Consider the following 12,608-nt stretch of genomic DNA (forward strand, 5'->3'; position numbering starts at 1 on the left):
ATCGTCCCGCCTCCCGATGCGCACAACCCGGATAACACAACTATCATACCGGTGGTCACGCGACCCCGGTGAGTACCGTGCGAACGGTTGAGCCGTGGCGCCCCTTCGTGACTTGCAGTTGAGCGCCGATCCGCTGCTTCATTTCTGCCACATGGCTGACCAAACCAATCACCCGGCCGCCGTCGCGCAGTCCCTCCAAGGCATCCATCACCTGTTCGAGCGCCTGCTCATCCAGACTGCCGAACCCCTCATCGACGAAGAGGGTTTCGATGTCCACGCCGCCGGCTTCAGCTTGGACGACGTCGGCAAGGCCCAGTGCCAGCGCGAGCGAGGCCATGAAGGACTCGCCGCCGGAGAGCGTCGCGGTGTCGCGCCGCTGGCCGGTCCATTCGTCACTGACGTGCAGACCAAGTCCGGACTTTTTGTTGCCGGATTTGGAGTCGTCGTGGACCAGCGTGTACCGGCCGTCAGTCATCGCAACCAGTCGTTCGGAAGCCGCGGCGGCGATCTGTTCCAGTCGGGCGGCGAGGACATAAGTGGTCAGGGTCATTTTTCGTTCGTTCTCGCCCAATCCCCTGACCGTGTCCGCCACTGATTGAAGCAGTTCGTGTCGCGCGGCAACCGGTTCCAAGCGGATTTGTTCCTCGTCGAAACGCCGGCGGTAGATCGCCAACTGTTCCTGGGAGGCAGCCAGCACGCCGTGCCGGACCTGGTGTTCTCGAAGCCGGCGGTCCAGGGTTTCGGCTTGCGCGCGTGCCTCGTCCAGTTCCTCGGCTCCCGGCGCGACTTCACCGTTCTCGAGGGCCTGGCGGGCACGGATGACCGGGGCCGAGGACGCCAGCACCTGCAGCCGCTGGCCCGCTTCGATATACGCGCGGTGGCGCTGTTCCAAGGCCTTCAGTTGTGCCGGTGCCAGCAGCGACACCCGGACCTCGTCCTCAGTGGCGAAGTGTGATTGGTCGATCGCCAAAGCGAGATCGGCCTCCGCCTGCTCCAAGGAGTTGCTGCAGTGGCGGTGCTGTCCCAGGATGCCCAAGGCGTCCGCCAAAAGCTGATCGAGGCGGGACAAGGAAGCAACGTGTTCGTGCAGGCTGTTCCCGTCCGGAAGCGCCTCGCGCAGCTTCCGTTCCAGATCGTCCCGGCGTTCCGTGCAAGCCTTGAGCTCGGAATCGGCACTGGCCTTGGCAACAGCCAGAGCCGACAGTTGCTGCCCGATCTCTTCGAGCTGCTGGGTGGCGGCTGCGGAACTTTCCTGCACCTTCGCGCGCCGGTCCCGCACCGCAAGTGCCTGGTCCAGGCTTGCTCGGGCAGTTGCCACGGCTGCGGCCGCTTCGGCTGCGTCAGTGGCCCCGCCGCGCGAGGCCAAGGCGGAGAGCTGCTGCTCTAGCTTTGCGCAGGCCTCGCGGACCTCGGAGTAGCGAGCCTCTGCGGCCGCCTGCTGATCCCGGGCTTCCGCTTCTTGCTCGCGGGTGACCAGCTGGCCGGAGGTCGCCACCGCTGGTTGGGGATGCTCGAAGCCGCCACACACCGGACAGGGATCACCGTCGGCAAGGGTGGCAGCGAGCTCGGCTGCCGCTTGGTCCAAACGCTGTTCCAGCAGCGACAGCCAGGCTTCCTTTAACTCGAGGTGCCGGGCGTGGGCTGCGTCGCGGCTTGCCCGAGCAGCTTCTGTCTTGGCCAGACAGGCCTCATGGTCGGCCACGGCATCCCTGATTTGCTGGACCTGTTCCAGACGCTCCGTGAGCAGGCCGACGTCGTCCGGGGTTGCCGCCAATGCGGCCAGTTCATCCTGCAGGTCGCGGCGAGTTGCGGCGAGCTGTTCCTGTGCGGCGGTGGCGGCAACTAGGTCCTGCGCCAACTGCTCGGTGCGGCGCTCCAACCGCTGCACCTCCACACAGGCTGTTTGCAGCCGCTGTTCCTCAGGCAGCAAAGCCCGGATTCGTCCCAGCTCGGCGGAGAGCTGACCGGTCGCCTCGCTGAGCAGCGCCTGTCCGGCGTGGTCGGGTTCCGGCCGGCTGGAAACGAACGCCGAATAGAGGGGATGGGTCTCTGCCGCGTCAATCCGGTCCAAGAATTCCTTGGCCGCGCGCTCCATCGCGAGCGAGGCTTGGTCGCGGTGGCGGATCGGCGATGCCAACAATTCCGCGGACCGGTGCGCGGCCAGTGTTTCGGTTAACGCGGCATGGCCGTCCGCGGCTTGGCGGTGCTCAACGGAAAGTTTCTCCAGTTCCGCCAGGGCCGCGTGGTCAGCCAGCGCCTGTTCGCGCCTGCCAATGCTGTCCCGCAACTGGCCCAGGTCTTCCTGTGCGCGGGTTGCCGCGGCCTGGACCGAGGCCGCAGCGGAGGCGACGGAGGTTTCAAAAGCGGCGAGCAGGTCCGCAGCAGGCAGCGGCTGGTTCGGCATGTCCTCGGCAGCCAGATGCCGTGCCGCTTCCTCCATCGCCCTTTCCAAGAGTTGATTCGCTCCCGCGACGGCGGCTTGGTGAGCCGAGCGCGCCTTGGCAGCTTCCTCCGCCAGCGCTTGCTCCACAGCCTCATAGCGGTCGGTCGCAAAGAGGCGCTGCAGCAGCGGCCGGCGTTCCTTGGCATCGGCCCGCAGGAAGGCAGCGAAGTCGCCCTGCGGCAGCAGCACTACCTTGGTGAACTGCTCCAGGCTCATGCCCAAGACGGAGAGCAGTTCCGCGGCGGCCTCGTCGTTGCGGCCGCTTTTCTGGATCCACGCACCGTTGACCTTCTCGCGCAGCAGGGTGTGCGCCTGCTCCGTCACCGAACCGGAGCGCGCCCGGGACGACGGGCGCTCCCACTGCGGATTGCGGGTCACTTCGAAGCGGCGGCCGCGCGCCGAGAACTCGCAGACAACTTCGGGTGCTGCCTCCGGCGCGGCGTGGTCGCTGCGCAGCCGCTTGCCCTGCTGGCGGGCGCCGGGAACAGACCCGTACAGCGCAAAACAAATGGCATCCAGGATGCTGGTCTTGCCGGCACCGGTGGGGCCGTTCAGCAGGAACAGCCCTTGCGAACTGAGCTCGTCGAAGTCGATTATTTCCCGTGACGCGAAAGGCCCGAAGGCCTGCATTTCCAACCGGTGGATTCTCATACCGATACCTCCGCAGCCTGCACCGCCGCCAGCGCTTCCGCCAGCACCGCGCGTTCGGCTTCGTCAGCAGGCCGGGAGCGCACATGGTCCAGGAAGCCACAGCAGACCTCCAGATCGTCTTGGGCCTTGGCAATGCGCTGGCTGTAGCTCATGGTGTCCCTCCGGGGTCCGGAGGCTGGTTCAAAGTTCAGCACCAAGGTGTCCGGGAAGCGTTCGCGCAGACGTTCCATGGCCTTCAGCGGCCGCTCGTCGTCCGTGACGGTGATCTGGCAATACGCATCCTGGGCCCAAGCGTGGTCTGCGGATTCCAGCAGGTCCTTCATGGTCCCCTTGAGTACGGCGAGCTTGCGCGCGGCGGGCCAAGAGACGTTTTCAATGGAGCTGAGCCCGTCCGCCGTGAATTCGACAATGATGCCACCCTTCTCATGCCCGGCCTCCGAGAAGGAATACGGCAGGGGCGAGCCCGAATAGCGCACGGTCTCGCTCAGCTTCTGCCGTCCGTGCAAGTGTCCCAGCGCCACATAGTCAAGACCGTCGAACAGGTCTAGCGGAACCGCTCCCACTCCCCCGATGGTCAGGTCACGCTCGCTGTCCGAGCTTATGCCGCCGCTAGCGAACGTATGCGCCATCACTAGGGAATGAACCGGGCCGCCGGTCTTTCGCTGTTCAAGGTCGGCACGGATGCGGTCCAGGGCCGCACGCGTCACTGCGGTATGGCTGGGGGCTTCAGCGCCGAGTTCTTCCGCGCACATCCGCGGTTCGAGGTAGGGAATGCCGTACACGGCCAAGGTGGCACCGCGCAGGTCCAGCTCCACCGGATCCGCCAGTTCGTCCAGCCGGGTGCGGACATGGACGCCGCCGTGAGCCAGGATGCCGGATCCGAAGCCCAACCGGGTGGCCGAATCGTGGTTGCCGCTGGTCATGATCACGGTGGCTCCGGCGGAACGGATGCGCGACAGCGCGTCGGAAAAGAGGTTCACAACGTCCACACCGGGCAACGCGCGGTCGTACACGTCGCCGGCGATCAGCACAGCATCGATCTCCTCGTCCCGCACGGTTTCCAGGAGTTGGTCGACGAATGCGCGCTGCGCCTCCAGCATCCCGACGCCATGGAATGAGCGCCCCAGATGCCAGTCTGACGTGTGCAATAACCTCATGCTTCAAAGCTAGCCGCCGGTCAGGACAGTTTCGGGCAAGCGCAACGGCACGCCCCGGAATCGGGACGTGCCGTTGTCGTTACCGCGTGAGTTTATTCGGTGTCCGGGCGGGGCTTGTTCGGCTTGCGGTCAAAGAAATCGCGGGCTTCAGCCGCGCCCTGGTCGTCCGTGGGAGCGGGCCCGTCCGGCTGGTCCTTCACAGCGACGTCGGGAACATCACTCGTGCCCGGCTCCACCCCGGCGGTGGCGCCCTCCACAGGCGCGGCGGCAGACACAACCGGGGCACCGCCGTCGTCCGTTTTCCTACGCGACGCCGGCACCATTTCGGCGCTGCGGTACAGCAGCCCGGCAATCAGGGCACCGAGCAGCGGCGCTACCCAGAACAGCCACAGCTCGCCCACCGAGCCGCCGCCGGCGAAGTACACCGCAGCGGTGGAGCGGGCCGGGTTCAGGCCGGCGTTCGAGATGGGCAGCATTACTGCGGTGAGCACGGCGAAGACCAGGCCGACCGCAAAGGGGGCGGTGCGCAACCGCTCGCGGGACGAGGTCGCGCCCAGGTAGACGGCCACCAGCAGGCCGGTCGCGATGGTTTCGGCCAGGAAAACGCCGGCCATCGAGAAGCCCAGCTCATCACCGCCGGCGTAGCCATTGGCGATCGAAGCGAACACACTGGCCGACTGCGAGCCGGCCGGATGGCTGCCGATAATGACCCACAGCACCACCGCTGCCAGCGACATGCCGACCAGCTGCGCCAAAACATAAGGCAGCACCGACTTCCAAGAAGTGCGCCCCGCGAACGCGCTGCCCAGCGTGATGGCCGGGTTGAAGTGGCCGCCCGAGATGTAGCCGAAGGCGAGCATGCCGGCAACCACGGCAAAGCCGAAGCCGAAGGGAACGCCGAAAGTGCCCTGCGGGTTGAACATGCCGATTCCCAGCGCACCGAAAAACAGCAAGAACGAACCGGCCAACTCGGCACCGATCCGGGCCGAGTAGCTGCGTCCTTCGCCAAGCCGGAGTGGGGCGGCGGGGACGGCCGGGGCCGACGCCGCCGGATGGGCTGCTGCCATGAATACTGTCCTTCTGCCGGGCCGGCGGGACGCCGGCGATTGACTCAAAACTACTCCACTCTGTCACCGGGTTCTGGGAAAACCCTGAACGCTACCGGGAAGCGCCGCGGGCGAAATGTTTTGCGCTCACGCCTAAGCTGGTAGTCGTGATTACCGATGCCCCGCTCCCCGGTTCCCGGTCCAGCGACCCGACTGCGCACACTGTCCCGGACTACGCCTCGCGGGTGCGCGGCTGCCTGCTGGGCGGCGCGCTGGGAAACCAGCTGGGAGCAGCCGTTACATCAGACTCGTACGACTCCGTCGCCGGGCGCTTTGGGGCCGACGGGCTGCGGGACTTCTCACAACTACCCGAGCCGGGGCATTTCACCGATCACACGCAACTGACGCTGTACACCCTCGACGGGTTGACCGAGGCCTTGGAGTGGGCCAACGCCGGCACCGCCGCGGACGAAGCCGCCTGCCTCTGGCTCGCCTACCTCCGCTGGCACAAAACCCAGGAGGGCCGCTTCCCGGAGAATGCGCCGGAGCCGCTGCCCCGCTGGATCGACGGCCAGTCGGTGCTGCATGCGCGGCGCGCGCCGGCCAAGGCCTGCCTGTCCGGGCTGGCCACCGGCGAGATGGGAACCCGCGCCCGGCCGGTTAATCCGGACGCTCAAGACGGCAGCACAGTGACGCGGTCCGCGCCCTTCGGACTGCTGCCGTTCGTCGACGACCAGACCGTTCAGCGGCTGGCCACCGACGGCTCTGCGCTCACCCACGGCCATCCAGCGGCACACCGCAGCGCGGCCACCTTGGCGACGCTGATCCGGCTGCTGGTGCATGAACAAGCCACCCTGCCGGGCGCCGCCGTGGCCATGCTGGCCCGCACCGAACAGGACGCCGGGGCCGCTGACCTGGCCGGGCGCCTGCGGGCCGCCGTCGAGCTCTCCGCCCACGGAGCCGTGGCACCTGCCGACCTGACCGCGGCACTTGGCGAAGGCCGGGCGGCGGAAGAGGCTCTATCCATCGCCTTGTACGCGGTCCTGGCTACTGCAGACAGTACGACGCCGGAGCAACACTTCCGCAGGGGCGTCGCCACAGCGATCAATCACGACGGCGACAGCGCCGCTACCGGCAGCCTGGCCGGCAACCTTTTGGGCGCTCATTACGGTGAAGCTGCGCTGCCCGCCGAGTGGCTGGCAGCCCTGGAGGGACCCGACGTCATCCTCGGCATGGCGGCGCGTTTCCTGGAACAAACCCAGGGCTAAGGCATGCGCCACGACCCGGCCGCCCTGCCCCGCCAGGACGGCAAGACGATCATCGTGACCGGCGCCAGTGCCGGCCTTGGCTATTTCGCCAGCGAGCAGCTGGCCGCGGCCGGAGCTACGGTGGTGATGGCCGCCCGCAACGAAGCGCGCGGCCGCGCTGCGATGGAAGCAATCCGGAGCACGGTGCCCGGTGCCGACGCGCGCTTCCAGCTGCTCGACCTGGCCAACCTGGACTCGGTGCGGCAAGCCGCGGAGGATCTGGCTGGTCTAGGGCGGATCGATGCCCTGCTGGCCAACGCCGGCGTCATCGGCTCAAGGGAGCTGCAGTTCACCACCGACGGCTTCGAGTTGCAGTTCGGCACCAACCATCTGGGCCACTTTGCACTGATTGCCCGGCTGATGCCTGCACTGACCCTCAGCCGCGGCCGCGTGGTGCACGTGGGCAGCATCAGCCACCGCTGGGTCCGCCCGGACTTCCGGCGGGCAGCGATACCGGCGAAGTACTCCAGCTACCGGTCCTACGCCCTGTCCAAGCTCGCGGTGATGAGTTTCGGTTTCGAACTGGCGCACCGGCTGGACGCGGTGGCCTCGCCCGCCTCGTCTGTGGTGGCGCATCCGGGGTACGCCCGGAGGTACTTCACCCCCGACCGGCCCGGGCTTCAGCTGTCGCAGCCGCCCAGCGGCTGGCAGCGGCTGCTGTTCGGCTTGGTGGCGCAGGGCAAGGACGCGGGAGCGTGGCCGCTGGTGCAAGCGGCGGCCGGCGACGGTGTGCATAACGGCGACTATTGGGGCCCCGACGGGCGCTTCCAGCTGACCGGGCGCCCCGCCCTCGTTGAGCCGCAGCGGCATGCCCGCGAGCGCAACGCTGCCTCCCGGCTGATCGACCTGTCCGAAGAGCTCACCGGGGTAAGCCTGCAGCTCTGATGCTGGGCGCTCCGAGTCAGGCGCTTCCCATCTCAGACGCCGTCAATCAGGCGCTTCGAGTCAGGCGCTGTGCGCGGGCCAGCGGCCGCCGATCATCTGCAGGAACTCGCCTTCGGAGAGTACCTCGATCTGCTGGCCCTTGCCGTGCAGCTGCAGCACTTTATGCGCCTTGGCCGTAACCCGGCCGCTTTTAAGGTCCGAGGCGACGAAGCCGTCTCCGACCACCAGTACCGTGGTTTTGCGGGTCACGTTGCTGGCTGGCCGGGCGCCCAGTTCTGCCGCCCGGTTCTTCGCCTCTTGGCGGGACAGGCCCAGATTGCCGGTGAACACCACGGTCTGGCCGTACAGCGGGTGGGAATCGTCGGCGTCTTCGTTCGGCTCGGGGTTGCTGCCCTCGTCCGGCCAGTACGTCCAGGCGGAAGACGGTGCCGCGCCCCCGGCCGACGCCAGCGTTTGGCGTTCCAGCGCCGTCCGCGTGGGTTTCGAGACGGCCGCCGCTCCGTGGATATAGGCCTCAAGGCGGGTGGTGCGCAGCTGCATCGCCGTCAGCAGGTCCGGAATGTTCCCGGCCGAATTCCGGCGGGCAATGTCGATCATGATGCCGGCGCAGGCCCGGGCGTCTGCCACCGCGTCGTGGTGGTTAAGCAACGGCACGCCTGCCGCTTCGGCCACGAACGGGAGCGAATAGGACACCAGCGAGTAGCTGCGCCGCGACAGGATGACCGTGCATGCGTAGTCGTAGGCCGGGCCGGAAAGTTCAGAGACTTCCAGTGCCGACCGAATGACTCCCATGTCGAAGGCGGCGTTATGGGCGATCAGCACGTCGGAGCCGATGAAGTCTGCTATGTCCGCGAACAGTTCCCCGAAGCGCGGCTTTGCCGCAACCATGCCTGCAGTGATGCCGTGGATCTGGACATTGCGCGGATCGAAATGGTCGAAGCCTTCCGGCGGGCGCATCAGCCACGAGGCTTCCTCGACGATCCGGCCGCCACGGACCTTGCTCAAGCCGACGGAGCATGGTGAGCCCCTGAACCCGTTTGCCGTCTCGAAATCGATCGCCGTGAAGTCAACTGCCACGGGCTCAACCCTAATTGATGGCCAGGACAGTTCCGGTCCGCCAGCACGCGGCGCGGCGGCTCCCGCTCAATGTGCGGGAACCGCCGCGCGACTGCTGTCTTGCGCGGTGATCAGGCCCTGGATCAGGGGGTGGCGCGCCGCAGGGTCAGGTAGGAGCCGACGGCCAGAACCGCGCAGAACAGCGCCGTCCAGCCGGAAACGCTCAGCGGCGTCTGGGCCACGAACCACTGCCCCACCGCCGGCCACCAACCCTGCCAGCTGGTCAGCCCCAGCAGGCCAATCAGGACCACAGCGATAGCGATCCATGTGACCAACATCCCGGTTGCCTGCCAGCGCTTGTAGATAGTGGCAAACCAGAAACCGATCATGAACAGCGCCACCATGGCGATGAAGTAGAACAGGATCTGCACCACGGCATGCTCACTGGCGATCCAGCCTAGGGCATATAACTGTCCGTTGAAACCCCAGCCGTTGGTGGCGACTTCCACCAGGCCCATCAGGTAGTAGAGCACGCTGATGGCCAGCGCCACGGCGGCGAACAGCCCCACCGTGCCGATGTAGAAGGTCCTCCGGCTGACGCTCATGGCCTGCGAGAACGGGAACGTGAGGGTCAGGGACTGGATGCCCAGCGCCAGAAAGTACCACATCACCGCCTGCGAAGCCCCGGAGTAGAACGTCTCGCCGCTCGCCGGGATCATCGCCCAGATGGCGAGGGTGATCAGGAAGGCGGACAGCATGATGAGGGCTGGGATCCCCAGGAAGGTCCACTTGTTGATCAGCTGCATGCGCGCAACATTGACGACGCGGTTCATTTCAGGACCTCCAGCTCGGAGTTGGTATCGAGGACAGCATCGGTTGCTGCCATGGTCTTGCGCACCACCAGCTGTTGGAGCGACACCGGGGCCAGCTCCAGGCCAAGTTCGGCCGCCTCGGCGCGCTCGGCATTCGTCAGCCGGCCTTCCACTGTCCACGAGGCCAACGAGCCCAGCGACTCGCGATGCAGCACCTCCCGGCCGGCAGCAAAGGACTGGACGGCAGAGGCGTTGCCCGCAACCGTCACGGCCGTGCCGCGGATGGCCTCGGCGTCGTCATCCAAAATGATCCGGCCGCGGTCGATCAGGACCACATGCTCCAGCAGGTTCGCCACTTCATCGATCAGGTGCGAGGAGAGGATGATGGTCCGCGGATGCGCGGCAAAGTCCTCGACCAGCCGGTCGTAGAAAGTCTGCCGGGCCACGGCGTCCAGCCCCAGGTACGGCTCGTCAAAGAACGTGATGTCCGCGCGGGACGCCAGTCCGATGATCACTCCGACGGCGGAGAGCTGGCCGCGTGAGAGCTTCTTGATCCGCCGCTTGAGCGGCAGCTGGAATTCTTCAACGAGCTGGTCCGCGAACTTCTGGTCCCAGTTTTTGAAGAACATGGACGCGGACTTGAAGGCCCGCCGCGCATTGAAATCCTCGGGGTATTTCTGCGATTCACGGATGAAGCAGATCCGGGACAGCACGCCGTCGTTCTCATAGGGGCGCTGGCCGAAGACCAGCGCTTCCCCGCTGCTCTGGAATCCCTGGCCGGTGAGCACCGACATCATCGTGGTCTTGCCGGCGCCGTTGCGGCCCAGCAGGCCGTAGATCCGGTTGCCTTCCAATCGCAGGGTGACGTCGTCCAGCGCCTTGGCATCGCGGTACGTCTTGGTCACCTGCCGCAGTTCTATGGCGGCGGGTGTAGTCGGGTTGTTCATTGGGACACGTTTCCCTCTGTCATGTCGCTGGTGGACTCGGTGCGGTGGAGCATTTCTGTCAGCTGTGCGGTGCTGATGCCCAGCTTTCGTGCCTCCCGGGTCATTGGCTGGACGTACTCCCGGAAAAAGTCGTCGCGCCTTCGGGCCAATAACCGGGAGCGGGCACCGGCCGACACGAACATGCCGATCCCCCTCTTCTTGTACAAAATCCCGTCGTCCACCAAGCGGTTGACTCCCTTTGCCGCAGTGGCGGGATTGATCCGGTAGAACGCGGCGAACTCATTCGTGGATGGCGCCTGGCTTTCTTCGGCAAGCGTCCCGTCCACGATGTCGTTCTCAATGAGCTCCGCGATCTGCAGGAAGATCGGCTTTGAATCGTCGATCACAGCCGCTCCTTCCTTGGTCACCTCCGCCGGTTATTCGGTAGAGGGGTTAGTTGCTGATGTAGCTAACCATACAACGTCGGAATCGCCTGTCAAGAAAGTGTCGTGTCCTCGAGGCGGGTTGGGCGGGCGGTCCGCGCTGGTCCGGCGGCATACTCGCGCTAGTGGGCGCCGCGGGTGCGCGTTGGTCGGGCAGCAGGTCGCGCTGGCTCGGCCCGCGAGTGCATTGCCGGACAGCGAGTGGGACTGCGACGCCGTCGGCACGTAGGTGCGCCCTGCCTAATGAGCGAGCGGGAGAATCCGGCAGCGTATGGCGGGGGCAGCTCGGGCGGCGAGCCGGGGCTAGGGCGGGCAGCCTTCTGGACAACCCGGAGGGCGCACGGGTACGTGAGCGGCGCTGTGCAGCGGCGGCAGGCAGGTGGTGCTTCAGGAAAGGTGTTTTCGGACGCACACGTAGGACAGACGCGGGTCAGTCGCAGGCCTCAGCAACAGACCGGCGCAGAGGCCGTGGGTGCTAGCTCCGGCGGTTGCGGATCTTGCGGATCCTCGTGGTGAGCCAGTAGAGCGACGCAAGAACAACGACGACGATGACGAGCTTTTGGAAGATGCCCGCGTACTGCTCCACAATGTGCCAGTTCTCCCCCAGATAGAAGCCAGCGAGCACGAAGATGGTGTTCCAGATCAGGCTGCCGGCACTGGTTAGTAAGAGGAACTTGGCGATGGGCATGCGTTCGATGCCAGCGGGAATGGAGATCAGGCTTCGGAAAATGGGGATCATCCGCCCGAAGAACACAGCCTTGTAGCCATGTCGGTTGAACCAGGCCTCAACCTTGTCCACGTCTTCCAAATCGATCAGCGGAAGTTTGGCTGCGATGGCGCGCATCCGTCTCCGGCCCAGCCAGGCTCCCAGACCGTACAGCGCCCAGGCGCCAAAGACCGAGCCCAGCGTGGTCCAGATCAGCGCTTCGATGAGACCGAAATTGCCGCGGCTCGCAGTGAAGCCAGCCAGCGGGAGTACCACCTCACTGGGCAGCGGAGGGAAAAGGTTCTCCAACGCGATGGCCAGTCCGGCACCAGGGGCACCAATGGTCTCCATCAAGCCGACGGCCCAGTCTGCTACACCAGTGAGTGCGCTGGTATCGCCAGAGGTTTGTGCGGGGAGGTGGCCTGACAGGGAGGAAAGGGTCATCATGCTCATCGCCTACAAGTTTGCCTTACCCCGCTCAATAGTCCGAACCGGGTTCGGCTCCACCGACCACCCAGAGACAGCCGGACGGTGCCGCTGGCCCGCTTCAACCCAAATCGATGGTCTGCCGGGCGTGAGGAATACGACGCCGCATCAGCCGTGCGCGTCGGCGGCACTTCGCCAGTTCCAGGCGTGCATGGCCCCGGCGTTCGGCCACATGCCTGGCTTCCGCGTCACCCGATCGTCCGGTTTGGCCTCGTCCAGCCTGGCCCTCGGTTGATTCCGGCGCTTCGATGGCAGATTGCGTTCCTCGCGGAGCAACCACTGGGTCAGCCGTCGGTTCGCTGGATGTGGTGCCGGGCAGGGGTGGGGCGGTGGAGGTGTAGGTGTGGCCGGTCGGCGTGGTGGTTTCCACGCTGCGCGGGGACCCAAGGACGGGTTTGGCGGACCAGCCGTCGGCTTCCTTCGATTGGTTGCAGCGCTCGCACAGCCCCTGCCCGTTGGCCAGGCTGGTGGGCCCGCCGTCGGCGTGGGCGACGATGTGGTCGATCTGCCGGATCGGCGCATCGCACCAGGGCCCGGTGCAGAACGCGTCCCGGGCCATCACCATCCGCCGGATCCCGTCCGGGAACTTCCGGGCCTTCGAGTCCATGCCCAGCAGCTGCCCGGTTCCCGGCGCGGTATACAGCCGCCGGACCCAGACATCCTCCACCCCGCCGACCTTCAGGTTCCGCA

11 protein-coding genes are annotated in these 12,608 nt (G+C 66.3%); 2 read left to right on the top strand and 9 right to left on the bottom strand.

Annotation, left to right across the window (positions count from 1 at the left end; translation table 11 throughout):
- Window positions 1-55: 55 nt before the first annotated feature.
- From AC5RWX_RS15045 to AC5RWX_RS15055, 3 genes are all read right to left on the bottom strand, one after another.
- Window positions 56-3,094 (bottom strand): AAA family ATPase, encoded by a 3,039-nt coding sequence (locus tag AC5RWX_RS15045; RefSeq protein ID WP_493938898.1) that lies wholly within the window; start codon window positions 3,092-3,094, stop codon window positions 56-58.
- Window positions 3,091-4,251 (bottom strand): exonuclease SbcCD subunit D, encoded by a 1,161-nt coding sequence (locus AC5RWX_RS15050; protein ID WP_493938897.1) that lies wholly within the window; start codon window positions 4,249-4,251, stop codon window positions 3,091-3,093. The genes AC5RWX_RS15045 and AC5RWX_RS15050 overlap by 4 nt, the downstream gene beginning before the upstream one ends.
- Before the next feature lie 92 nt (window positions 4,252-4,343).
- Window positions 4,344-5,318 (bottom strand): MIP/aquaporin family protein, encoded by a 975-nt coding sequence (locus tag AC5RWX_RS15055; RefSeq protein WP_493938896.1) that lies wholly within the window; start codon window positions 5,316-5,318, stop codon window positions 4,344-4,346.
- A 146-nt stretch (window positions 5,319-5,464) separates the two neighbouring features.
- Between AC5RWX_RS15055 and AC5RWX_RS15060 the strand changes: the two genes are divergently transcribed.
- Together AC5RWX_RS15060 and AC5RWX_RS15065 are read left to right on the top strand one after the other, a co-directional pair.
- Window positions 5,465-6,565, top strand: a complete 1,101-nt coding sequence (locus tag AC5RWX_RS15060) for an ADP-ribosylglycohydrolase family protein (protein ID WP_493938895.1) — start codon at window positions 5,465-5,467, stop codon at window positions 6,563-6,565.
- A 3-nt stretch (window positions 6,566-6,568) separates the two neighbouring features.
- Window positions 6,569-7,489 carry an SDR family NAD(P)-dependent oxidoreductase gene (locus tag AC5RWX_RS15065; protein WP_493938894.1) on the top strand — a complete coding sequence of 307 codons (921 nt, stop codon included), beginning with the start codon at window positions 6,569-6,571 and terminating at the stop codon, window positions 7,487-7,489.
- A gap of 60 nt (window positions 7,490-7,549) precedes the next feature.
- Here AC5RWX_RS15065 and AC5RWX_RS15070 read toward each other — a convergent pair whose 3' ends face one another.
- From AC5RWX_RS15070 to AC5RWX_RS15095, 6 genes are all read right to left on the bottom strand, one after another.
- The gene (locus AC5RWX_RS15070; RefSeq protein WP_493938893.1) at window positions 7,550-8,566 is read right to left on the bottom strand and encodes a 3'-5' exonuclease; all 1,017 of its coding nucleotides are present in this window, start codon (window positions 8,564-8,566) and stop codon (window positions 7,550-7,552) included.
- Between the two features lie 122 nt (window positions 8,567-8,688).
- Window positions 8,689-9,378, bottom strand: coding sequence for a hypothetical protein (locus AC5RWX_RS15075; protein ID WP_493938892.1), 690 nt, complete (start codon window positions 9,376-9,378; stop codon window positions 8,689-8,691).
- Window positions 9,375-10,304: an ABC transporter ATP-binding protein gene (locus AC5RWX_RS15080; protein WP_493938891.1), complete on the bottom strand. Its 930-nt coding sequence runs from the start codon at window positions 10,302-10,304 to the stop codon at window positions 9,375-9,377. The genes AC5RWX_RS15075 and AC5RWX_RS15080 overlap by 4 nt, the downstream gene beginning before the upstream one ends.
- Complete coding sequence (locus tag AC5RWX_RS15085) at window positions 10,301-10,690, bottom strand: GntR family transcriptional regulator (RefSeq protein ID WP_493938890.1); 390 nt, start codon at window positions 10,688-10,690, stop codon at window positions 10,301-10,303. The genes AC5RWX_RS15080 and AC5RWX_RS15085 overlap by 4 nt, the downstream gene beginning before the upstream one ends.
- 511 nt (window positions 10,691-11,201) lie before the next feature.
- Window positions 11,202-11,876, bottom strand: a complete 675-nt coding sequence (locus AC5RWX_RS15090; RefSeq protein WP_493938920.1) for a DedA family protein — start codon at window positions 11,874-11,876, stop codon at window positions 11,202-11,204.
- 103 nt (window positions 11,877-11,979) lie between these two features.
- A partial coding sequence (locus tag AC5RWX_RS15095; protein ID WP_494097592.1) for an HNH endonuclease occupies window positions 11,980-12,608 on the bottom strand: 629 nt, incomplete at its 5' end.

It is taken from the genome of Arthrobacter sp. SPT-J7 (genome assembly GCF_059089965.1).